The 21,481-nt window shown below is 71.4% G+C and carries 21 protein-coding genes; 11 read left to right on the top strand and 10 right to left on the bottom strand.

All coding sequences use genetic code 11. The features are described from left to right. Window positions 1-190: 190 nt before the first annotated feature. Complete coding sequence (locus EER30_RS31805) at window positions 191-1,783, bottom strand: alpha/beta hydrolase (RefSeq protein WP_127504344.1); 1,593 nt, start codon at window positions 1,781-1,783, stop codon at window positions 191-193. A 77-nt stretch (window positions 1,784-1,860) separates the two neighbouring features. On the opposite strand from EER30_RS31805, the gene EER30_RS31800 reads away from it, so the two are divergent. After that, window positions 1,861-2,970, top strand: a complete 1,110-nt coding sequence (locus EER30_RS31800) for a PQQ-dependent sugar dehydrogenase (protein ID WP_127504343.1) — start codon at window positions 1,861-1,863, stop codon at window positions 2,968-2,970. A 36-nt stretch (window positions 2,971-3,006) separates the two neighbouring features. Here EER30_RS31800 and EER30_RS31795 read toward each other — a convergent pair whose 3' ends face one another. The 3 genes from EER30_RS31795 to EER30_RS31785 form a co-directional block, all read right to left on the bottom strand. Next, entirely contained in the window at window positions 3,007-3,258 is a 252-nt protein-coding gene (locus EER30_RS31795; protein WP_240670424.1) for a hypothetical protein, read from the bottom strand. Between the two features lie 87 nt (window positions 3,259-3,345). Further along, entirely contained in the window at window positions 3,346-3,537 is a 192-nt protein-coding gene (locus EER30_RS31790; RefSeq protein ID WP_127504342.1) for a hypothetical protein, read from the bottom strand. Window positions 3,538-3,648: 111 nt separating this feature from the next. Next, window positions 3,649-4,305, bottom strand: coding sequence for an HAD family hydrolase (locus EER30_RS31785; protein WP_127504341.1), 657 nt, complete (start codon window positions 4,303-4,305; stop codon window positions 3,649-3,651). 284 nt (window positions 4,306-4,589) lie between these two features. Between EER30_RS31785 and EER30_RS31780 the strand changes: the two genes are divergently transcribed. Continuing rightward, a complete protein-coding gene (locus EER30_RS31780) occupies window positions 4,590-5,153 on the top strand; it encodes a hypothetical protein (RefSeq protein WP_127504340.1) in 564 nt (187 codons plus the stop codon). Window positions 5,154-5,157: 4 nt separating this feature from the next. On the opposite strand, the gene fgd is transcribed toward EER30_RS31780, so the two are convergent. Both fgd and EER30_RS31770 read right to left on the bottom strand, forming a co-directional pair. Beyond that, window positions 5,158-6,156: a glucose-6-phosphate dehydrogenase (coenzyme-F420) gene (gene fgd, locus EER30_RS31775; protein ID WP_127504339.1), complete on the bottom strand. Its 999-nt coding sequence runs from the start codon at window positions 6,154-6,156 to the stop codon at window positions 5,158-5,160. Window positions 6,157-6,165: 9 nt separating this feature from the next. Then, window positions 6,166-7,947, bottom strand: coding sequence for a sigma-70 family RNA polymerase sigma factor (locus tag EER30_RS31770; RefSeq protein ID WP_127504338.1), 1,782 nt, complete (start codon window positions 7,945-7,947; stop codon window positions 6,166-6,168). Between the two features lie 169 nt (window positions 7,948-8,116). On the opposite strand from EER30_RS31770, the gene EER30_RS31765 reads away from it, so the two are divergent. From EER30_RS31765 to EER30_RS31750, 4 genes are all read left to right on the top strand, one after another. Beyond that, window positions 8,117-8,506, top strand: coding sequence for an ATP-binding protein (locus tag EER30_RS31765; RefSeq protein ID WP_240670423.1), 390 nt, complete (start codon window positions 8,117-8,119; stop codon window positions 8,504-8,506). A gap of 82 nt (window positions 8,507-8,588) precedes the next feature. Beyond that, window positions 8,589-9,731 carry a PP2C family protein-serine/threonine phosphatase gene (locus EER30_RS31760; protein WP_127504336.1) on the top strand — a complete coding sequence of 381 codons (1,143 nt, stop codon included), beginning with the start codon at window positions 8,589-8,591 and terminating at the stop codon, window positions 9,729-9,731. A gap of 69 nt (window positions 9,732-9,800) precedes the next feature. Continuing rightward, on the top strand, window positions 9,801-10,259 hold the full coding sequence (locus tag EER30_RS31755; protein WP_127504335.1) for a MarR family winged helix-turn-helix transcriptional regulator: 459 nt from the start codon (window positions 9,801-9,803) through the stop codon (window positions 10,257-10,259). 14 nt (window positions 10,260-10,273) lie between these two features. Continuing rightward, a complete protein-coding gene (locus EER30_RS31750) occupies window positions 10,274-11,161 on the top strand; it encodes an LLM class flavin-dependent oxidoreductase (protein ID WP_127504334.1) in 888 nt (295 codons plus the stop codon). Between the two features lie 57 nt (window positions 11,162-11,218). Here EER30_RS31750 and EER30_RS31745 read toward each other — a convergent pair whose 3' ends face one another. Continuing rightward, the gene (locus EER30_RS31745) at window positions 11,219-11,569 is read right to left on the bottom strand and encodes a histone-like nucleoid-structuring protein Lsr2 (protein ID WP_127504333.1); all 351 of its coding nucleotides are present in this window, start codon (window positions 11,567-11,569) and stop codon (window positions 11,219-11,221) included. 199 nt (window positions 11,570-11,768) lie between these two features. Here EER30_RS31745 and EER30_RS31740 point away from each other — a divergent pair, with 199 nt between their 5' ends. Next, the gene (locus EER30_RS31740) at window positions 11,769-12,197 is read left to right on the top strand and encodes a hypothetical protein (protein ID WP_127504332.1); all 429 of its coding nucleotides are present in this window, start codon (window positions 11,769-11,771) and stop codon (window positions 12,195-12,197) included. Then, window positions 12,197-13,468, top strand: coding sequence for a D-alanyl-D-alanine carboxypeptidase family protein (locus EER30_RS31735; RefSeq protein ID WP_127504420.1), 1,272 nt, complete (start codon window positions 12,197-12,199; stop codon window positions 13,466-13,468). The genes EER30_RS31740 and EER30_RS31735 overlap by 1 nt, the downstream gene beginning before the upstream one ends. Before the next feature lie 511 nt (window positions 13,469-13,979). Here EER30_RS31735 and EER30_RS31730 read toward each other — a convergent pair. Next, window positions 13,980-14,495, bottom strand: coding sequence for a DUF456 domain-containing protein (locus tag EER30_RS31730; RefSeq protein ID WP_127504331.1), 516 nt, complete (start codon window positions 14,493-14,495; stop codon window positions 13,980-13,982). Between the two features lie 219 nt (window positions 14,496-14,714). Here EER30_RS31730 and EER30_RS31725 point away from each other — a divergent pair, with 219 nt between their 5' ends. Beyond that, window positions 14,715-15,614 (top strand): sigma-70 family RNA polymerase sigma factor, encoded by a 900-nt coding sequence (locus tag EER30_RS31725; protein WP_127504330.1) that lies wholly within the window; start codon window positions 14,715-14,717, stop codon window positions 15,612-15,614. Window positions 15,615-15,656: 42 nt separating this feature from the next. Here EER30_RS31725 and EER30_RS31720 read toward each other — a convergent pair whose 3' ends face one another. Beyond that, on the bottom strand, window positions 15,657-17,945 hold the full coding sequence (locus EER30_RS31720) for a HelD family protein (RefSeq protein ID WP_240670422.1): 2,289 nt from the start codon (window positions 17,943-17,945) through the stop codon (window positions 15,657-15,659). A gap of 223 nt (window positions 17,946-18,168) precedes the next feature. Here EER30_RS31720 and EER30_RS31715 point away from each other — a divergent pair, with 223 nt between their 5' ends. Then, window positions 18,169-18,684, top strand: coding sequence for a hypothetical protein (locus tag EER30_RS31715; protein ID WP_127504328.1), 516 nt, complete (start codon window positions 18,169-18,171; stop codon window positions 18,682-18,684). A gap of 99 nt (window positions 18,685-18,783) precedes the next feature. On the opposite strand, the gene EER30_RS31710 is transcribed toward EER30_RS31715, so the two are convergent. Next, on the bottom strand, window positions 18,784-19,611 hold the full coding sequence (locus tag EER30_RS31710; RefSeq protein WP_127504327.1) for a sigma-70 family RNA polymerase sigma factor: 828 nt from the start codon (window positions 19,609-19,611) through the stop codon (window positions 18,784-18,786). A gap of 268 nt (window positions 19,612-19,879) precedes the next feature. Between EER30_RS31710 and EER30_RS31705 the strand changes: the two genes are divergently transcribed. After that, window positions 19,880-21,418 carry a DEAD/DEAH box helicase gene (locus EER30_RS31705; RefSeq protein WP_127504326.1) on the top strand — a complete coding sequence of 513 codons (1,539 nt, stop codon included), beginning with the start codon at window positions 19,880-19,882 and terminating at the stop codon, window positions 21,416-21,418. The last annotated feature ends 63 nt before the right edge of the window (window positions 21,419-21,481 follow it).

The raw sequence follows: 21,481 nt of genomic DNA, 5'->3' as shown, positions 1-21,481 counted from the left end.
GTGATCGCGCGGCTTCCCGGGCCGGCCGGCGTCGTGGTCTCGCCTCGGCCCGGCCTGCCACGGTGGTCAGGTGGTCGCGCACGCTTCCCAGGCGGGGCTCCGTCGTGGTCCCGCGCCGTGCGGCCGGCTGCGGTGGCGAGTGCTCGCGCGGAGCGAGGCGATGTCTGTTCGATGTTCCGATCGGCTGGTTTCAGCCGACGCCGAAGGGCTGCGGTTCGACGGCGGGGCACGCGGTGTTCGCGGGGAGCGGGGCGGGGTTCAGCAGGTACTTGTCGACCAGGCCGGACACGCAGGAGCTTTTGCCGTACGCGACGTGGCCCCAGCCGTCGTAGGTGAGCAGGCTCGCGGCCGGGCCCAGCCGGGTGGCGACGTTGCGGGCCCAGGCGTAGGAGGTGGCTGGGTCGTGACGGGCGTTGACCAGCAGGACCGGGCCGAGGCCGGGGATCGGGGCCGGCGGGTGCTGCGGGTTGGTGGCCGGGGTGGGCAGGCCTACGCAGGCGGCGATGGCGTTCAGGGCCAGGGGCGAGGCGAGCATCTGCGGGGCTCGGACGGACAGGGCCTCGAGACCGCGGCGCAGGTCGGGGAAGCCGGTGACCGACAGGTTCCAGTCGGCGCAGATGACCGAGGAGAAGCTGTAGTCGATCAGGTCGACCTGCGGGGCCGGGGTGGTGGCGGTCCGGGCGGCCGGGGTCGGAAGAACAGGGGCGGCCGGCCCGTGCTTGGCGGGCACAGCCGTCGCCGGCGCGGTGGGCACGGGGACGGTCGGCACTGCCGTGGGCACGGGGACGGTCGGCACTGCCGTGGGCACGGGGGCGGTCGGGGCGGCCGAGGCGGGAGGCGTGGTCACGTCCCGCAGGTAGTAGGCGAAGGAGTACCACTGGGGTTCGTAGAAGGCAGCGAAAGCGGCCAGCAGCAAATCGCCCACGGTCAGTTTGCTCGGTGGGTCGTAGGGGTTGGGGAGCCGGCCGGCGCGCGCCTTGGCGATCGCGGACGCCCACAACTCAGGGATGTCCTGGTCGCGGAGGATGCAGCGGGCGTCGCGCCGGCACCACTTCATGAACTCGGCGAACGAGTCCTGGGCGGCGTCGGTCTCCTCGGTCAGGAAGCGGCCGACGTCGGCGCTGTGGTCCATCACGCTGTCGAGCACCAGGGCGCGCAACCGGTCGGGATGGCTGCGCGCATAGCCCAGGCCGATCAGGGTCCCGTACGAGGCGCCGTAGAAGCTGATTTTGTTCTCGCCCAGGGCGGATCGGACGGCGTCGTAGTCGCGGATGACGTTGTCGGTGCCGGTGTGGCCGAACACCGGGCCGCTGCGGGACGCGCAGTCGGCGGCCAGCTTGCGGTTGTGGTCGATCGTGGCGGCGTACTGCTGCTCGGTCTCGATCAGCGAGGACGGCTTGGCGTCGATCAGGTCGAGGGAGCAGAGCACGGGGCTGCTGCGGCCGACCCCGCGCGGGTCCACGCCGACGATGTCGAACCGCTTACGCACCTGTTCGCCGAAGGTCGAGTTGAGCGTGAAGTCGACCGCCGAGCCGCCGGGGCCGCCCGGGTTGACCAGCAGCACACCGAGGCGGGCGGCGCGGTCGGTGGCCGGGCGGCGGGCCATCGTCAGGGTGATCGCCGGCCCGCCCGGCTTCGACCAGTCGGCCGGCACCTTCATCGAGCCGCACTGCACCTGCCCGTCCTCGGGACAGGTGGCCCAGGTGATCGCGGCCGCCCGGGCCTGAGCGGGGGTGGCAGCGCCGAACGCCAGCAACAGTAGGGTGAGGATTGCGGCTCGCACCACCCATCTTCGTCACGGGTGTGGATCAGCAGTCCGGGAAACGGGTGAAGTTCGCCGGGCCGTGGCACGGTTGACCGATGACTCCCGCCGCACGAGCCCGTCTCGTCCTCGCCACGGCCGGCGCCTTCCTCCTCACCGCCTGCTCCGACGGCGAGGCCGCCACGCCCCGGGCGGAGGCCACCTTTCCCGTGCCCTCGTCGGCTGCGGCCCCGTCGCCGTCGAAGACACCCGGGAAACCCGACTTGAGCAAGCCGCAGACCATCGTCAGCGGCCTCGAGGTCCCGTGGGGCCTGGCTTTCCTGCCGGACGGCTCGGCGCTGGTCAGCGAGCGCGACAGCGGCGACATCCTGCGGATCCCGGCGGGCGGCGGCGACCCGGAGCGCGTCCACCACGTCGACGGCGTCTCGGCCCAGGGCGAGGGCGGTCTGCTCGGCATCGCGGTCGACCCCGGCTACGAGTCGAACAAATACGTCTACGCCTACTACACCGCGTCTGGCGACAACCGGATCATCCGTTTCACGCTGGGCGGCAAGCCGCGGGTCATCCTCGACGGCATCGACAAGGCCGGCGTTCACAACGGCGGCCGGCTCGCGTTCGGCCCCGACGGTTTCCTGTACGCCGGCACGGGCGACGCCGGTGAGGGCAGCGCCTCGCAGGACCGCGACGACCTCAACGGCAAGATTCTGCGGCTGACCACGGACGGCCGGGCGGCTCCCGGCAACCCGCGCGGCTCGCGGGTCTGGTCGCTGGGGCACCGCAACGTGCAGGGGCTGGCCTGGGGTCCGGACAGGAAGATGTACGGCATCGAGTTCGGCCAGAACACGTGGGACGAGGTCAACGTCATCGAGCCGGGCAGGAACTACGGCTGGCCCGAGGTCGAGGGCCAGGAGGGCGACGCGAAGTACGTCGACCCGATCGTGCAGTGGAACACCGACGAGGCCTCGCCGTCCGGCGCGGCGGTCGCGGGCAACACGCTCTACGTCGCCGGCCTGCGCGGCGAGCGTCTCTGGACCGTCCCGCTCAGCGGCGGTGGCGAACCGAAGGCGGAGTTCGAGGGTGACTACGGCCGGTTGCGTACGGTGGCGGTCGCCCCGGACGGCGCGCTCTGGCTGACCACGTCGAACCACGACGGCCGGGGCGACCCGCAGGACGGCGACGACCGCATCCTGCGGTTCGCCGCCGCCTGAAGACGCCGTCTGAAAGACGCTGTCTGGAACAATGAGTCAGCGGTTGTTGGGCGGAAGTTCGGGCAGGGCCGAGATCGCCGCCGCGTACTGGGCGATCTGACGGCCGTTGGGCACCACGCCGACGGCGCGGAGCTGGTCATTAATGGCCTGGGCGACCTGATCCTCGTTGCGGCCACGATGGGTCTGCATGATCTTGTTCACGACGTAGTCGACACGGATCTGCTGCTGCCAGCCGGCGGTGCGGTAACCACCTGCTCGGGCGGTGCTGATTGGGGCGATGGCTTCCATGCCGGGGGTATCGGTCGCCGCACGCCCGGCTCGAAGGTTGGCGGGGCGGCGCAACCCGATGGCTACCGGGTCACACCGCCTCGTCAATCAGTGCCCCGGAGGAAGGTCGTCGTCCGGGGCCGGCTCGGGCGGCTTGGGCGGGTTCAGCCGCAGCCACAGCAGGAACAGCAGCCCCAGCACGAGCATGCCGATGCCCATCCACAGGTTGATGCGTACGCCCTCGGCCTTGTCAAAGATGTCGAGATCGAGTCGCAACCCGCTCTCCGCAGCAAGCGCCACTGGCCACCTCCAAGGCGAAATCGAACGCCCACTACCCCGGGCATCGATCTCTCACACCTGGATGTGTCATTGACGTCGGCCGGTCACGAAACGCCCCTCCGGCCGGTCCGATCAGCGGAGGTTTCCCACCACATCGGGCGTCAGCTCGGTGACGCTCGTGACGACCAGCGAGGCCAGGGCCAGCGCGTCGGGCGCGGGCGGGTAGACGCCGTGCGGGACGGCGATCACCGCGAGACCGGCGGCACCCGCGGCGCGCAGGCCATTGCTCGAGTCCTCGACGGCGGCGCAGACGGCCGGATCGAGGCCCAGCTTCGCGGCGGCGGCGAGATAGACGTCGGGGGCGGGCTTGCCGCGTGGCACCTCCTCGGTCGACAGGGTCACCTGGAACGCGCCCGTCAGGCCGGCCGTCTCGAGCACCTGGTCGATGAGGATGCGTGCGCTGGAACTGGCCAGCCCCAGCGGGAAACGGTCGCCCAGGCGCCGCACGGTCTCGACCGAGCCCGGGATGAGCGGCAGCGAGGTGCGGTAGCGCTCGGCCATGCGGCCCAGCACGTCGGCGGCGACCTGCTCGGCCGTGCGCGGGACGCCGACCTCGTCAGCCAGATGAGCTGACCACTCGCCGGTGCTCATGCCCATCATCCGGTCCTGGGTGTCGGGCCGGAACTCGCGGCCGAACTCGGCGACGTAACCGCGCCGGACCTCCTCCCAGACCTCCTCGGTGTCGATGATGACGCCGTCCAGGTCGAAGACCACCGCTTCGATACTCATCGATCAACCTTCTGAAGGACATTTCCCGCAACAGCCCAAACCCTACCCCGAAACCCCCATTTCCCGTACGCAGCGTGAGGGCGAAACGGGCCAAAGGGGTGATCACGCCGTCCGGGTTCGAACCGCCAAGACGATCTCCCTCCACCGTTCCGCTGAGTTGCGCAGCGGTGCCGACCGGTAGTTTTCTTGATCAGGAACCAGCCCCGAGGAGCACCGCCATGCTTCCTTCGCCGCCCGCCGCAGCGACGAGCCACCGCCGCCCTTCGTCACGTTCCGTGAGCTTCGTGGGGCGTGTGCGCCGCTGGCTGCGGGCGGCGTTCGGGCGCGAGCGCGTTCTCGCCGCCCCGCGCCTCGAAGCGATCACCGAGCCGCGCCGGGTCGTCAACGGGGCCGGATATCGCGTCCCGGTCGCCTCGGACCTCGGCACGGGCCGGCGGGTTCTCGACCGCCGGGCCGTCGAGGCGCTGGCTGCGGGCCGCCAGGCCGAGGAGCGGCTGGCGGGTGTTTCGGGCGCTGAGAGCGCTGAGCGGCTGGCCGGCGCTTCGGGCTGGCCGGGCTGGAACGATCGGCGCCCCGCTGAGGCGGCCCGGCTGCGCAACCTTCCGCCGTGGCCCCGGCGCGACGGGCATCACGGCCGGATCGGCGGCCCGGACACCCAGCCACGATCGGCCCAGACGCCGTGGCATCGGCCCGATCTGCCGCCGGCCCCGGAACCCGGGACGCGGCGGCGACGCCGGCCGGGCCTGCGTCAGACCGAGCCCGACCTGCACGTCATCAACGGGGAGGGAACGGGCACGACGTCCGGCCGCCGTGCCCGGCTCCGCTCGGTGAAGAACCCGCTCGACTGACCGGTCAGCCGCGGGCGCGCAGCTCGGGCAGGATGCGCTCGGCGTAGAGGCGCAGGAAGCGCTCCTGGTCGGGGCCGGGGGCGTGGAAGACCAGGTGCTGGAAGCCCATGTCGAGGTATTCGGCGACGCGGGCGATGTGCTCGTCGGGGTCGGACGAGACGATCCACCGGGTGGCGGTGCGCTCGACCGGCAGCGCGTCGCTCAGGCGCTGCATCTCGATCGGGTCCTCGACGCCGGTCTTCTCCTCGGGCGAGAGGGCCAGCGCGCCCCAGTGCCGGGTGTCCTGGTGAGCCCGGTGGTGGTCGTCGTCGAAGCTGACCTTGACCTCGATCAGCAGGTCGAGGTCGTCGACCTTGCGGCCGGCCTTCTCGGCGCCCTCGCGCACGGCCGGCAGCAGCGTGTCGGTGTAGAGCGCGTGGCCCTTGCCGCTGGTGGTGATGAAGCCGTCGGCGATGCGGCCGGCCAGCCGGGTGGCCGCCGGGCCGGACGCACCGATGTAGACCGGCACCGGCGTGGCGGGCTTGTCATAGATGGTGGCGTTCTCGGTGCGGTAGAACTGGCCCTCGTAGGTGACCCGGTCTTCCGACCAGAGCCGCTGGATGAGCTGCACCGACTCTTTGAGGCGGGCGAAACGCTCCTTGCCGTCGGGCCACGCGAGCCCGAGCGGCACCTCGTTGAGCGACTCACCCGAGCCGACGCCCAGGATCGCCCGGCCCGGCGCGAGGCAGCCGAGCGTGGCGAACGCCTGGGCGATCACGGCCGGGTGGTAGCGGAACGTGGGGGTGAGCACGCTGGTGCCGACCAGCACCCGCTCCGTCCGGGCGGCGAGCGCGCCGAGCCACGGCAGCGCGGCGGGGGCGTGCCCGCCGTCGTGCCGCCACGGCTGGAAGTGGTCGCTGACGAAGACCGAGTCGAAGCCGAGCTCCTCGGCCAGCACACCGTATTTCAGCAACTCCGCCGGCGCGAACTGCTCCGCCGAAGCCTTGTACCCGAACCGAATCATGAGCTGACTTTAACCCGCCGCGCGGTAGGCCTTTCCGGCCTCCGTGGGACTGTCTCCGTCGCGGTAGAGGCCGAAGTCGACGCTGTCCTTCACGGCGGGCAGGCCGAACCAGGCATAGCGCTCGACGAACGACCGTTTCTCCAGGCCCTTGGTCGAGCCCTTGATGAACGTGACGAGCTGGGCCTGGGTCGGATACTTGGGTGAGCCACTGAAGTTCATCAGTCCGAACTCGGTGATCCAGATCGGCTTGCCGTAGCGCTTGTGCACGGCGTCGACGTACCCCAGGAACTGGTTGACCGCGGCCGGCGAGAAGTCGGATCCGTACCAGTGCAGGGTGATGAAGTCGACGCGGTAGCCCTTCTGCTTCGCGCCCTTCATGAACCGGTCGAGCCAGCCGCCGGCCGTGTCGCCGCCGAACGCGACCGCCGGGCTGCCCAGCCGCAGGCCGGTCCCCTGCAGCTTGGGCCAGGCCGCGAGCGCCTCCTCGACGGTCATGTCGGCCTGGCCGTCGATGTCGGGCTCGTTGAAGCCGAGCAGCTCGTCGCCCTCGCGCTTGGCCTGGGCGAGGTTGGCCGCGGTGGCGTCCGGCCCGGTGCGGATCATCGGCACGAACTCGACGCCGGCCGGGCCGGGCACGTCGTTGTTGTTCGCGCCCCAGTTGTAGTACCAGCCGGCGCCGACGTCGGCCAGGGCCGGCTTGAGTCCGGCGAACTTCCAGACGCCGACGCCCTTCTTGGTGCTCGCCTTGGCCGTGACGACGACGGACGGCTTCTTGGTGGTCGGCTTCGGTTTTGATGTCGGACTCGGCGGAGGCGTCGTCGACGGGCGCGCGGGGGCGGAGGTCGGTGCGACGACCGCGGCCGTGGTGACCGGCGGCGGGTCATCGTCCTGCTGGGTCACGACCACCGCGGTGGCCCCGCCCGCGACCACGGCGGTTGAGAGCGCCGCGGTGAGCACCTTCTGCGACAGGCTGAAGCCCACCTTGGCCGCCAGGGAGGTGCCGCCGCTCGTGGTGAGCGTGCCCTGGCCGAGGAGGAGCCCGGCCGGCAGCGGGACCAGGGCCATGCCGGCGAGCAGCCGCTCGGCCGCGACCAGCCCGTTCCAGGACGGGGAGCAGTACCGGCAGTCGCGGGTGTGCCGGGCGATGCGCTTGCGCCACAGCGGGCTGGGCCGGCCGTCCCACTCGGCGGTGATCTGCTGCAGGTCGGGGCAGCCCGGCTGGGCGGTGAGCGCGCGCACGACGACCCGGGCCGTCTCGAGCTGGCCCTTCATGCGCTGCACGCGCACCGCGGCGTGCTGGCGGGTGACCTCGGTGGCGGCGACGATCTCGTCGCGGGTGAGCTCGCCCGACGCCTCGAGCCACCAGAGCGACAGCAGCTCGCGGTTGTCCTCGTCGAGCCAGCGGGTCGCCTCGGCGGTCTCGCGGCGCTGGCCGCTGAGCTCGAGCCGGGTGATGGCCAGGTCGGTGAAGTCGGCGCCGGGGTCGCGCAGGTCCTCGGGCAGCAGGGCCTCGGGCGCGCCGCGCCGCACCCGGAACCGCTCGCGCACCTGGCGCACGGTGATGGCGACCAGCCACGACCGGAACGCCTCGGGCTCGCGCAGGTCGCCCAGGTTGCGCAGTACGCGCAGCATCACGTCCTGCACGACGTCGTCGACGTCGGCGTGACCCTCCAGCGCCCGTCCCACGATCGTGTAGACCAGCGGCAGATATCCGGCGACGAGCCGGTCGATCGCCACCGGGTCGCCGGCCCGCGCGGCGATCACGACCGTGATGTCGGGTTGTTCCGCCATTGTCCAGCCTTTCCTCGGGCGTCGCTGCCATGGGCCGCTGCTCGGCCACGGAAGGGAGACGCCCAGGCCGGCCCCGAATAACACGTTTCTCGCCGGAGTTCGGATCAGCCGATGCAAGGTAGGCCACGATTAGCTCCGCGGTCGAGCGGGAACCAACAGGGGCATGCGTATGACAGTCCGGCTGGATCTGCCCCGCGAGGCGGGGAGTGTGCCCACCGTGCGCCGGCTGTTGCGCTCCGCCCTCGCCGCCCTGCGAGTCGACAGCGAGGCCCAGGACGACCTCGAGATCGCGATCACCGAGGCGTGCTCCAACGTCGTACGGCACGCCAACGGGGCCAAGAACTTCGAGGTCAGTCTGGACGTCGCCGAGAACCACTGCTCGATCGACGTGCGCGACAACGGCGACGGGTTCGACCCCGACGCCGTCGCGACCGAGGCGGACGCGACGAGCGAGAGCGGGCGCGGCCTGAGCCTGATCAAAGCCCTGGGCGAGAACGTACGCATGACCTCCGTACCGAGGCGCGGAAGCCTCATCCACTTTGAGAAGTCGTTCGCCTAGACCTCGCTTCGGAGGGTCCGGGAGCAAACGCATATGATTCTTGCTCTCTGGCAACTATTGCCGTTTCGAGGAGGGAGATCGAGTGACCGCCCGTCCGGATTCCGTCGGTTCGTTCCTGCGCGCCGCGCCGCCCGACCGTCTCCCCGAGGTCGTCGACCGGCACCTGCGTGCCTGGTTCCCGGTCGACAGTGTGGAACTGCTGCTCAGCGACCTGACCATGAGTGCCCTGTGGCCCGTCCTCGACCCCGAGTCGCCGGTCGGCGGCCCGCTCGAGCAGCGGTGCTTCGGCAGCCAGCAGCCGGTCGTCGACAGCGGCCAGAACCGGGTGCTGCTGCCGCTCACCACATGGGGCGACCGCCTCGGCGTGCTGCGGGTCACACTCACCGGGGCGGCCACAAACGACCTGGTCACCGAGCTCACCACGGTGGCCGACGAACTGGCCGTCGCGTTGCGCGCCGCCGACCGGAACACCGACCGCTACCGCCAGGTGGTCCGCCGCCAGCGCCTGACCATGGCCGCCGAACTGCAGTGGGAGCTGCTGCCCGGGCGATCGCTCGGCGGGGACCGGTTTCGCCTCGCCGGCCAGCTCGAGCCGGCCTACGCGATGTACGGCGACCACTACGACTGGTCGGTGTCCGACGACCGGCTCACGCTCACTGTGCTCAACGGACACGGCGACGGAATCGAGGCCGCGTTGCTCACCACCGTCGCGGTCAACGCGATGCGCAACGCCCGCCGCTCCGGCGCCGGCATCGTCGAGCAGGCCGAGCTGGCCTCCGACGCGATCTACTCCCGCTACGGCGGCAGCGCGCACGTGGCCACCCTGCTGTTCGAGATCGACCTGGCCGACGGCACGGTCGAGACGGTCGACGCCGGCTCGCCCCGCGCGCTGATCGCCCGCGACGGCGACGTACGTCTTGTCCACCTCGAACAGCAACTCCCGCTCGGCATGTTCGGCGACAGCCGCTACGAGACGCAGAAGATTCAGCTCGAACAGGGCGACCGGCTGCTCGTGGTGAGCGACGGCGTTCATGCCGCGGCGCCCGGCGGCCGGGCCCCGTACGGTGATTCGGGCCTGCTCAGCGCCCTGCGCCGGACGCGCCTGCAGCCGCCGACCGAGGCAGTGGGTACGGTGATGCGCGCGTTGCGTGACTACCACGCCGGCGCCGACCAGCAGGACGACGCTGTCATCGTCTGCCTGGATTGGCTCCGCCGGCCGGCATGATTTTCCCGGCGGACGGGTAGAGGCAGTGCGCATTGCCGGACACGTCTGACGAACAGGGAAACATCCGCCATGGATCGGGTCACGGACGTCGCCGCCGCCGTCGAATCGGTGGTCGACGCGCTGACCAACGTGCTCGACGCCGCTGTTCAGGCCCAGCGCCCGAACGTCCCGCCCGCCCAGCTGCGGGTGCTGGCGATCATCGCCGAAAACCGGCACACCAACATGAACCGCCTCGCCGAGGCGCTCGAGGTCGTGCCCTCCTCGGCCAGCCGTCTCTGCGACCGCCTCGAGGCCACCGGCCTGCTCCGCCGGGTGCCCGACCCGCGCGACCGCCGCGAGGTGCGGCTGCTGCTCACCCCGTCGGCCCACCGCCTGCTCGACCAGCTGCGCGACCGCCGGCGCGAGGCCCTCGGCGACGTGCTCGACCGCATGTCGCCGGCCGAACGCGATCAGCTCGTGCACTCGCTGCAGGCCTTCGCCCAGGCGGCCGGCGGCGGGGACGAGAGCGAAGCCCGCCGTACGGCGTGAGGTAGCGTCGGCCGATGCGCATCGGCATCGTGATCCTCCCCGACCAACGCTGGTCCGTCGCCGGGCGGCGCTGGCAGCGCGCCGAGGAGTACGGCTTCGACCACGCCTGGACCTACGACCACCTGGGCTGGCGCGACCTGGTCGACGGCCCGTGGTTCGACGCGGTCCCGACCCTCACGGCGGCGGCCATGGTCACCCGGCGCATTCGCCTGGGCACGTACGTCGCCTCGCCCAACTTCCGCCACCCGGTGCACTTCGCCCGCGAGATCACCGCGCTCGACGACATCTCGCAGGGCCGCCTGCTGCTCGGGCTGGGCGCCGGTGGGGTCGGCTTCGACTCGGCGGTGCTGGGCGAGCCCGAGATGACCCCGCGCGCCCGGGTCGACCGGTTCACCGAGTTCCTCGAACTGCTCGGCACCATCCTCGAGTCGCCGTCGACGAACTGGTCCGGCGACTACTACACCGCCGTCGACGCGCGCAGCACCCCCGGCCCGCGCCAGCAGCCCCGGCCACCCTTCGTGGTCGCGGCGAACGGTCCGCGCGCCCTGCGGCTGGCCGCCCGGCACGGCGACGGCTGGGTCACCACCGGCATCACCGGCGCGGCGCCCGAGACGGCCGGCGAGTGGTGGGCGAATGTGGCCCGCATCGCGGCGGGCTTCGACCGCGCGCTCGACGAGGCCGGCAAACCGCGCGATGCCGTGCCGCGCTATCTCAACCTCGACTCGTCACCGGTCTATTCGCTGAGCAGCGCCGAGGCCTTCGAGGACGCGGTGGGGCGCGCCGGAGAGCTGGGCTTCACCGACGCGATCACGCATTGGCCGCGCGAGTCGAGTTGGTATGCGGGCGACGAAAAGGTGCTGGAATCGGTGGCCGCACGGCTGCCGCGGCTGCGCCTTTCCTAGCGCGTCACACCATCCCCTGCCGTCCCAACCGGAAGACGGCAGGGGATTTGCATGCGGTCAGCGGCCGCTGGCCGCCCGATATGCCTGGGTCACGCTCTGCGGAATGCGGCCACGCTCGGAAATCTGATGCCCGTTGGCCGTCGCCCACTCGCGGATCTGGCGGTTTTCGTCGCGGGAACCGGCCGTGCGGCCGCCCGCGACACCCCGGCGAGGCGAGACGCGGCCGGCGGCGCGGCCGAGCCGGGTGCCGGCGTTGATGTAAGGGTCCAGGGCCTTACGCAGCTTCCCCGCATTGGCCTCGGAAAGGTCGATGCTGTAGTTAATGCCGTCCAGACTGAACTCGACCGAGCGATCGGCCTTCTTTCCGTCCAGATCGTCGATCAGAGTGGTGATTACCTGCCGCGCCATGACGACTCCCGAGTTCATCCGACCAACCGCGCCCAGTGTTGCTCGCCAACGGGTTCGCGCGCAACTGTCCCGGCCGAATTCGCAATTCTTTCCGCGCGGACCGCCGCGAGATTATTCAAATGGCGGGACGACATTCACTTCAATCACAGCGGAAAGCTCGGGTTGGCCGCTCGGGTAGACGTCGCCTAGGGTCGCTGGCATGGAGCGCGACGCCGACTGGACGGAACAGCGACGGCAGGCCATCGCCGGTCACGCCGCCGCGCAGGAGGCCGGCCGGGCCGCCGAGGCACGGGAGGCGGCGGCCCTGCTCGACGACTTCGTACGCAAGGCGGCCGAGCGGGGTCTGCAACCTCATACGCTCATGGCTCGAACCTTCGACGGCCGATCCACGTATCGAACTCATGTGCGTGGCTGGTATCTGAAATCCAACCGATCGGTCGCTGTGGGCGACGACGGGGACTACTACGTGTTGACCGTGCCGGCCTCGTTGCGGGCCCGCTTCGCGGGGGCCGACCTGTCCCCGAGCATGCCCCGGCTGATCGTCGGCGCGGGCGGCGGTGACGGCGAGACGGTTCCGCTGAGGCAGTTGCTCGATCGCCGGCTCGAGGCGGGGGTTTCCTGGCCTTGATCCGCGCCGCCCTGGCCGCGCTCAGCGCCGCCGCCCTGATCGTCCCCTTCCAGATCCCCGCCTCGGCCGCTGTTCCGGCCGCTGTTCCGGCCGCTGTTCCGGCTGCGTTCTCGGCCAAGGCTGACATCCCCTGCCCCAAGCCGAAGGTCGCTCCCCCGCCGAATCGGCCCAAACCACCCGTTCCGCCGCCGGACGACCCGGTCGGCAGCGCGATCGGCGGCGACGCGCTCGCCACCCACGGCCTGGTCGTGCCGGCCGGGGTCAAGAAGCCCCCGGCGGTCACCGCCACCACATGGTTGGTCGCCGACCTCGACACCGGCGAGGTGCTCGGCGGCTGCGGCCCGCACGTCTACCAGACCCCGGCCAGCGTGCAGAAGACCCTGCTGGCCGCTACCGTGATCGACAAGCTCGACCCGAAGCAGAAGATCACCGTGACTCGCGGCGACCTGAACATCGAGCCCGGCAGCTCGGCCGTCGGCCTGGTCGTGGGCGGCAAGTACACGATCTCCACGCTGTGGCTCGGTCTCATGCTCAACTCGGGCAACGACGCCGCCAACACCCTGGCCCGGCTGGCCGGCGGCGGTGGCGCCGACGGCGTGGCCAAGACCGTCGCCGCGATGAACGACACCGCCAAGCGCATCGGGGCCTTCCAGACCCACGCGGTCACCCCGTCCGGCCTCGACGGTCAGGGTCAGTTCACCAGCGCCTACGACCTGGCCCTGATCGCCCGCGTGTGCTTCGGCAACGCCGACTTCCGCCGCTACGTGCTGACCCGGTCGGCCCAGATGCCGGCCCAGCCCCAGCTTAAGAAGGGCGGCTTCCAGTTCCAGAACGAGAACAAGCTGATCTTCAACTACGACGGGGCGCTCGGCGGCAAGACCGGCTTCACCCAGCTCGCCCGGCACAGCTACGTCGGCGCCGCCGAACGTAACGGCCGCCGCCTGGTCGTCACCCTGCTCGGCGCCGAGGCCCGGCCCCAGCGCGGCTACCAGCAGGGCGCGTCCCTGCTCGACTGGGGCTTCTCCCTGCCCCGCGACGAGTCGGTGGGCAAGCTGGTCTCCCCTGAAGACGTGGCCCCCACCCCGGCTCCCACCAGCCAGCCGCCCGCGGGCCAGGCCGCCGCCTCCGCCACCGAGTCGGACGGCCCTCCGCAGGCCCTCTCCGTGGCCGCCGCCGCGTCGGTGGCGCTGGTGCTGGCCGGCACGCCCCTGCTTCTCCTGCTCACCCAGCGACGACGGCGACGCCCGGGCCGGCCGACCCGCGGGGTCTGAGCACCTCTCCCGTCCGTTGAGTCACGCCGGGGCCGGCCGGGTGCGGCCTATCGCGCTGCCCGGGTGGTCACGCGGCTTCGCAGGCGGGCGGGCGTCGAGGCGCCGCTCAGCGCGGCCAGTCCCGCTGACCCGACACTCACCCGACTCCCCAAGCGGACGAGCGTCGACGCACCGCTCAGCGCGGCCAGTCCCGGCGGCGGGAGTCAGCCGAGACTCCTTTTCAAGGACGTAGGGGCCTCAGCGCCATGATCGTTCCGAGGTCCAGGATGTAGGCCTCTCGATCGTTGTTGAGGGCCCCGTTTCCTTGATTTTGTTGAGCGATCGTGGGCGGTGACAGCCCTGAGTTCCTGAAAATGGGCCCGTTCTCGCTTCACTGGGACGGCGCAGTGCCCCTCTCACTTCGCACGACCCTCAGGCACCGCACCAGGCCGTACCCGACGGTGGCCCGCCTGAAAGCCGCGCGACACCGCAACCGGCTACGCGTTTGGAGGCCCAGCCGGACGACGGTTGCCTAGGGCTGCAGCCAGCCGGACCAGAGCAGGCCGAGCACCCAGATCACGGCCACCGCCAGGGCCGTCGTGAACTCGATGAGCATCGACAGGCCCGCGGCTGCCAGGGCCTGTTTGGTCGACGGCCAGGCGCGGCCGGGGCCCAGCCGCGCGCGCTCGACCAGATAGATGCCCAGCACGAAGCCCAGCGGCAGGCCGATCACCGGCACGACGAAGAAGCCGATCACGCCCAGGACCCCGCCGGCCAGCAGGGCCGAGCCGGGGATCCCGGCGTGCTTGAGGCGGCGGCCCGGGACCATGTATTTGATCAGGGCGCCCAGCAGCGCGAGCGCGGTGACCACGCCGAGCGTGAGCCAGCGGACGGCGCCGTCCCCGTCGCCGAGGATGGCCCAGAACAGCACGCCGCCCCAGCTCAGCAGCAGGCCGGGCAGGACCGGCACGACGACCCCGACCACGCCCGCGGCGATGGCGACGCCGGCGATCAGGTTGATCACCCACGCGTTGTCGGTCAGGCCCATGCGCTCAAGGTGCCAGTCCGACCCACCCCACGAAAAGACGCGGGGCCGAAGTCTCAACCAACCCACAGGCGCGACCGATGGATGAGCAGGCCGGCTGCCCGGCGATGCAACCGTCACGCACCCGCGGGTCACTCAATCGGGACCCATACGCCGCCGAACCTCCCTGTGTACGCCGGAGAGCCCGCCACTACGGGCCACCGACAACGGGGGGATCCAAACATGACCAGCACCGCGACGACCGCTGCCGACATCACTGCCGACACCGCCGCCACGACGGTGCTCTCCGCTGCCGAGCAGGAGGAGATCATCCGCAAGCACATGCCGCTCGTCGGCCACCTGGTGCGCGACATGCTCTCCCGCATCCCCAACCACATCCACCGCGACGACCTGACCAGCGCCGGCCTGCACGCCCTGGTCACCGCGGCCCGCGGCTGGGACCCGCAGCGCGGCATCCCGTTCCACCGCTTCGCCAGCACCCGCATCCGCGGCGCCATCCTCGACGAGCTGCGCGGACTCGACTGGGCGACCCGCTCGGTGCGCACCAAGGCCCGCGCCACCGACTCCACCCGCCAGGCTCTGACCACGACGCTGGGCCGTACGCCCACCGCGGACGAGCTTGCCCAGGCGCTCGGCACCACGACCGACGAGCTGCAGCAGACCGACACCGACGTGGCCCGCGCCACCGTGCTGTCGCTGCAGGGCTTCGCCACCAGCAGCGCCGACGACCTGGTGACCGAGAAGAACCCGGGCCCGGAGGACATGCTGCTGCGCCGTGAGCAGATCGGCTACCTGCACCACGCGATCAGCTCGCTGCCGGACCGTCTGCAGGTCGTCGTCACCGAGTACTTCCTGAACGAGCGTCCGATGGCCGACATCGCCGCCGACCTGGGCGTGACCGAGTCGCGGGTGTCGCAGCTGCGCGCCGAGGCGCTGTCGCTGCTCAAGGACGGCCTGAACACGCACCTGAGCCCGGAGCTGGCCCCCGCGCCGAACAACCCGGACAGCATCGTGGCGCGTCGTCGTGCCAACTACTACCAGACCATCGGCGACAACACGTCGGTCCGCAGCCGTCTCGCGATGACCAACGCGCACGGCCACACCGCGTACGCGGCAGCCTGATCTGTCGGGGCCCGGCACCTCTTGGTGCCGGGCCCCCTGTTCTTACGCCAGTGCGCTGAGCACCTTGGGCAGGTCGGCGCTGTGCAGCACGCCGAGCCGGCGGGTGGCCCGGGTGACCGCCACGTAGAGGTCGGACAGCCCGCGCGGGCTCTCGGCGATGATCTCGTCGGGCTCGACCACGATCACCGAGTCGAACTCGAGGCCCTTGGCCTGCCGCACGGTCATCAGCACGACCTGGTTGAGCAGGTCGGGCTGCTCCCCCACGGCCGCGCCCGGCACCGCCTCGACCAACGCGTTCCCGAGAGCCTCCTGCAGACCTTCCGGCACGAGTACGCCGACTCGCCCTTGCCCGGCTTCCGCGGCCTCGACACGTACGGCCGCAATGACCTCGGACGGCAGAGCGACTCGGGGAACGCGCAGCGCCCAGGGGTCGACACCCGCCGTCCGCACCGAACGCGGGGGTTCGAGCGCCGGGTCGACGGCCGACAGCACGTCGGCCGCCACCGCCATCACCTCGGCCGGCGTGCGGTAGTTCACCGTCAGCTCGACGAGGTTCCAGCGCTGAGCCACGTACGGCTCGAAAACCTGCTCCCACGTGGTGGTGCCGGCCAGCTCCGAGGTCTGGGCCACGTCACCGACGATCGTCATCGACCGGCTCGGCACGCGCCGCATGAGCAGCCGCCACGCCATCGGCGACAGCTCCTGGGCCTCGTCGACGATCACGTGCCCGAACGCCCAGCTGCGGTCGGCGGCGGCCCGCTCGGCGGCCGTACGGGTGTCGAGCACCTCGTGCCGCTCGACGAACGCGCTCGCGTCCACGACGTCGATCGCCGAGAGGATCTCCTCCTCCTGGTCCTCGAAGTCGAGCGAGCGCGAACCTTCGACGATCTCGAGAACACCCTCGGCGTACTCGATGGCCTCGCGCCGCTCCTGGGCGACCTGCCGGGCCTTGAGGGTGTCGTCGATGCCGAGCAGCTCGGCCAGCTCGTCGAGCAGCGGCACGTCGGCCGGGGTCCAGCGGGCGTCGTGGTCGCGCAGCAGCAGGGCCCGCTCGTCGGCGCTCAGCTCGGGGGTCGCCGACGCGAGCCGGTCAGGGTCGCTGAGCAGCTCGCGCAGCACCCGGCGCGGGGTCAGCACCGGCCAGAAGTCGAACAGGGCGCGCTGCACGTCGATGTCTTCGCGCAGTTCACGGCGGGTCTCGGCCAGGTCGGCCTCGGAGAGCAGATTCTCACCGCCGAGCGGGTCGGCGCCGATCCGCTCGGCGATCTGCAGCGAGAGCGCGTGGATCGCCTCGGTCACGAAGATCGCGCGGGCCACATTGTGCGGACGGCCGGTGGTGCGGGCCGCGGCGCGCGCGTCCTCGAGCATGGCGCGTTCCAGGCGTACGGGATAACCGTCGTGATCGACCTCGACGAAGTCGGACGGGACCGTCTGCCAGTCGGCCACCGCACGTTCGAGCACGTCGAGCATCGCCGTCTGCCCCTTGAGCGCGGCCGCCGCCGGAGGTTCGACGGCCCTGGCCCGTACGCCGGGGAACATGTCACCCAGGGTCGCCAGCAGCACCCCGGTCTCGGCGAGTGACGGCAGCACCTGCGAGATGTAGCGCAGGAACGTCGGGTTCGGCCCGAGGATGAGCACGCCCTGCTTGGTGAGCTGGCCGCGATAGGTGTAGAGCAGGTAGGCCGCGCGGTGCAGCGCGACCGCGGTCTTGCCGGTGCCGGGGCCGCCCTGCACGACCATGACGCCGTTGAGTCCGGCCCGGATCACCTCGTCCTGCTCGGCCTGGATGGTCTCGACGATGTCGCGCATGCGGCCGGTGCGGTTCGCGGTCAGCGCGGACAGCAGCGCGGCCTCACCGGTCACGTCCTCGCGGCCGCCGCCGTCGCCGGCCTCGATGTCGAGCACCTCGTCGTCGATGGCGGTCAGAACGCGGCCCTTGGTGCGCAGGTGGCGGCGCCGGGTCACGCCGTCGGGCGAGACGGCGGTGGCCAGATAGAACGCGCGGGCGGCGGGGGCCCGCCAGTCGACCAGCAACGGATCACGATCGTGTTCCTCGGCGGACAGACCGATGCGTCCGATGTAGCGCGGCTGATCGGCGGCGAAATCGAGCCGGCCGAAACAAAGACCGTTTTCGACCGCGTTCATCTGCGCGAGCTGCTCGGCGTAATGGCCGCGCGTCGCCTCACGCTGGGCGCGGCCCTGCGGGGTGCCACCGCCCTCGAGCAGAATCGCGCGCAACCGGTCGTCGGCCTGCGCGCGCAGGCTGTCGAGCCGGCCGTAGAGGGTGGTGAGGTACCGCTGTTCGGCACGGAGGTCGTCGTCTCGCGTCACCGCGGCGGAGCTTGACAAAGCCACTCCCCTTTGTGTTAAAATTCGGTCTCAGCGACCATTAGTGGTCGCTTTTTTTATTGCTGGCAAACGTTCAGATTAGCCCATCGACCGGCGTGCTCCTAACAGTGTTGCGCAGGTTACGGCTCGCCACAGATCTGTCGGCAATCAGTCAAGTTTCCCGGCGAGCCGTTACGCGCGGCCCTCGATCCGGATTAACCCGGGCATGACCCACAACCACCCGATCCGACGCCTGGCCGCCCTCGCCCTGGCCGCTGCCGCCACCCTCGCCTTCTCCTCGGCGTGCACCGGTGACGACGAGGCCCCGGCCGGCAACGCCGCCCAGGCGGCCGCGGGCGGCCCCGAGGCCAAGACCATCGAGGGCGCCCGGTCCGCGGCGCAGACCGTGTTCGACCGCTTCGCCGGAGGCGACTTCGCCGGCGCGTGGGAGATGTACACCGCCGCCGGCAAGCAGGCGATCACCAAGGACGACTACGTCAAGCTCAACCAGGCCTGCTCCCGCAAGGGCCTGGCGATCCAGCTCACCAGCGCCCGCATGGAGGGCGCCGACCGGGCGGTCGTCATCGCCAAGCAGCTCGTCGCGGCGCAGTCGTACACGATGGTCTACGAGGGCGACGCCTGGAAGCTCGAGCCGGCCAAGGAGGGGCTCGCCCTCTACAAGCAGGGCGCGGCCAAGGCGATCGCGGCCCAGAAGAAGGCCGGAACCTGCGCCAACCAGTAGTTCTACAGCGCCTTGGTGCCCGCCGCGAACCGCGGCGGGCACCCATCCGAAGCCCCGCCCGCCACCCAAGAGCGGACCAAAGGCTGTGCTCAGGCGACGTTATGCGGCGACGGGCATCCCGTCGGCCCCCGTGAGGGCCAGCCGCGAGTGCAGGTCTCCCCGGTCGGCGATCTGGTCGTAGTAGGCCGCGCGACGCCGGGCGACGCAGCCCTCCTTCGGCGGGGACGCCAGGGCCGGGTCAAGATGCGTGTTCAATCCGTCACGCAGCAGCGTCAGCGCCTCGGCGCGCAACTGTGACACTCGCGACTCGGTGACACCCAACTCCTCGGCGATGCGGGCCATCGGCCGTTCCTCGAAGAAGTAGCCCTGCACGACCACCCGCAACCGCTCGGGCAGCGCGTCGATCGCGTGCCGCAGATAGCCGAGCCGCTCACGCCGCAACAGCATCTCCTCGGGGCCCGCGCTCGGCTCGGTCACCATGTCATCGGCCGCCGCCGTCGCGAAGCCCTGCAGGCTGAACACGATGGCCCGCTGCACGTCACCGTCACCGTGCTCGATGTCCTCGACCGAACAGCCCAGCCTTGCCGCGACTTCCCGCACCGACGGCGTACGGCCCAGCTCAGCGGTCAGCTCCTGCCGGGCCGTGTCGGTGCGGCGGGCCCGCTGCCGCACCGAACGGCTGGCCCAGTCGAGGCCGCGCAGCTCGTCCAGCAGCGCACCTCGTACGCGGGCAGCGGCGAAACGGGCGAACGGCACCCCGCGCTGCCGGTCGAAACCGCGGGCGGCGTGCACCAACGCGGTGTAACCCGCGGACAACAGGTCATCCCGGCTGACATGGGCCGGCACCCGGGCCAGCATCTCGCGCACCAGGTGGCCGACCAGCGGCATGTGCGCCTGGACGACGTCCTCGCCTCGGCGATCGCTCATGGGGGTCTCCTCGACGTGCCGGCCGGGAGGGGGTATTCCCGGCATTGAGGAGAAAGGTGATCCGCCCAGGGTGCTGACCGGGTCCTTTACGGGTGCGGCGAGGTTGCAGCGGAAGACGGGTATGCTTGATCACGGACTTGGTGTTGCTTAGGTCAGCACCGTCCCTCGGATCGGCCGCCCCGAGCCGCGACTGAGCAGGCCTGAGTCATTCAATGGCCCATTCTGCGCCGGGCAGGTCGCCCCCTCAACCTTCAGGAGTCCCCGCTACATGACCACCTTCACCGATTTCGGTGTGCCCGCCGTGCTCGCCACGGCCCTCGCCGAACTCGGCATCACCACCCCGTTCCCCATCCAGGCCGCCACGCTGCCCGACTCGCTGGCCGGCCGTGACGTGCTCGGCCGCGGCCGCACCGGCTCCGGCAAGACGTACGCGTTCGTGCTGCCCGTGCTGGCCCGCCTGGCCGCCTCGGGCACCCCGCGACGTCCCGGCCGCCCCCGCGCGCTGATCCTGGCGCCCACCCGCGAGCTCGCGACCCAGATCGAACAGACGATGGCCCCACTGGCCGCCGCGGCCGGGTTGCGTACGCTCACGGTCTTTGGTGGTGTCGGCCCGAACCCGCAGATCAAGGGCCTGAAGGCGGGCGTCGACGTGCTCGTGGCGTGCCCCGGCCGGCTCGACGACCACCTGCGCAACGGCCACGCCTCCCTCGACTCGATCGAGATCACCGTGCTGGACGAGGCCGACCACATGGCCGACCTGGGCTTCCTGCCCGTCGTGCGCCGGCTGATGGACCAGACCCCGCGCGTCGGCCAGCGCATGCTCTTCTCAGCGACCCTCGACAACGGGGTCGACGTGCTGGTCAAGCGCTTCCTGAACAAGCCGATCACGCACGCCGTCGACGCGGCGGCCGAAGCGCCGATCGAGATGAGCCACCACGTTCTTCACGTACGGGGTGACGACCGCTTCGGTGTGCTGGTCGACCTGCTCTCCGCGCCGGGCCGCTCGGTCGTCTTCACCCGCACCAAGCGCCGCGCCAAGGTCCTGACCCGCCAGCTCATCACCGCCGGGGTGCCCGCGGTCGAGCTGCACGGCAACCTGGCCCAGAACGCCCGCAACCGCAACCTGGCCGCCTTCTCCGACGGCAGCGCCGAGACGCTGGTCGCGACGGACATCGCCGCCCGCGGCATCCACGTCGACGACGTCGCCCTGGTCATCCACGCCGACCCGCCGGTCGAGCACAAGGCCTACCTGCACCGCTCGGGCCGCACCGCCCGCGCCGGAGCGGCCGGCACGGTCATCACGCTGATGACCGACGACCAGCAGTCCGAGGTCCGCGACCTGACCCGCAAGGCCGGCGTACGCCCGACGACCAGCCGCACCCGCCCGGGTGACCCGCTGCTGGCCGAGCTGGCCCCCGGCGAGCGCACGTTCGTCAAGGCCGCACCGGTCGCCGATGTGCCCGTTCACCCGGCCGGGGCGCCGCGCTCCCGCCGCGGCGGCAGCAACACCGGAGGCAACGGCAACGCCGGAGGCACTGGTAACGGCGGAGGCCGCGGACGGGGTCGCGGCGCTGCCACCACACGGGCGGCCGACGCCGCGGTGCCCCCGCGCTCCCGCCGTGGCGGCGCGTCGGGTGCGGCTCACACCAGCCAGTCCCGCAGCGGCTCCACACCGGCGCACACCAGCCAGTCACGAGGCGGCTCCGCGCCGGTGCACACCAGCCAGTCGGGTGGCGGTCAGTCCCGCGGCGGGGCGGCGGCGTTCTCGTCGAGCACCCGCGCCGGGGGGCGCCGCGGCGGCCGCTGAGGCCGGCGAGCACCTGTAACAGACACGGCTCCTGCGCCGGTCGACTACGGTCGGCCGGCGCAG

The sequence above is a fragment of the Actinoplanes solisilvae genome, from assembly GCF_003999975.1.
Lineage (GTDB): Bacteria > Actinomycetota > Actinomycetes > Mycobacteriales > Micromonosporaceae > Actinoplanes > Actinoplanes solisilvae.
The sequence above is the reverse complement of the archived record's forward strand: the minus strand, read 5'-3'. Positions and strand labels throughout refer to the sequence as shown.

Coding starts and splice junctions, on each gene's coding strand:
- EER30_RS31800 (WP_127504343.1), top strand. CDS start 1,861: ATGACTCCCGCCGCACGAGCCCGTCTCGTCCTCGCCACGGCCGGCGCC.
- EER30_RS31795 (WP_240670424.1), bottom strand. CDS start 3,258: ATGGAAGCCATCGCCCCAATCAGCACCGCCCGAGCAGGTGGTTACCGC.
- EER30_RS31785 (WP_127504341.1), bottom strand. CDS start 4,305: ATGAGTATCGAAGCGGTGGTCTTCGACCTGGACGGCGTCATCATCGAC.
- fgd (WP_127504339.1), bottom strand. CDS start 6,156: ATGATTCGGTTCGGGTACAAGGCTTCGGCGGAGCAGTTCGCGCCGGCG.
- EER30_RS31770 (WP_127504338.1), bottom strand. CDS start 7,947: ATGGCGGAACAACCCGACATCACGGTCGTGATCGCCGCGCGGGCCGGC.
- EER30_RS31765 (WP_240670423.1), top strand. CDS start 8,117: ATGACAGTCCGGCTGGATCTGCCCCGCGAGGCGGGGAGTGTGCCCACC.
- EER30_RS31755 (WP_127504335.1), top strand. CDS start 9,801: ATGGATCGGGTCACGGACGTCGCCGCCGCCGTCGAATCGGTGGTCGAC.
- EER30_RS31750 (WP_127504334.1), top strand. CDS start 10,274: ATGCGCATCGGCATCGTGATCCTCCCCGACCAACGCTGGTCCGTCGCC.
- EER30_RS31745 (WP_127504333.1), bottom strand. CDS start 11,569: ATGGCGCGGCAGGTAATCACCACTCTGATCGACGATCTGGACGGAAAG.
- EER30_RS31740 (WP_127504332.1), top strand. CDS start 11,769: ATGGAGCGCGACGCCGACTGGACGGAACAGCGACGGCAGGCCATCGCC.
- EER30_RS31730 (WP_127504331.1), bottom strand. CDS start 14,495: ATGGGCCTGACCGACAACGCGTGGGTGATCAACCTGATCGCCGGCGTC.
- EER30_RS31725 (WP_127504330.1), top strand. CDS start 14,715: ATGACCAGCACCGCGACGACCGCTGCCGACATCACTGCCGACACCGCC.
- EER30_RS31715 (WP_127504328.1), top strand. CDS start 18,169: ATGACCCACAACCACCCGATCCGACGCCTGGCCGCCCTCGCCCTGGCC.
- EER30_RS31710 (WP_127504327.1), bottom strand. CDS start 19,611: ATGAGCGATCGCCGAGGCGAGGACGTCGTCCAGGCGCACATGCCGCTG.
- EER30_RS31705 (WP_127504326.1), top strand. CDS start 19,880: ATGACCACCTTCACCGATTTCGGTGTGCCCGCCGTGCTCGCCACGGCC.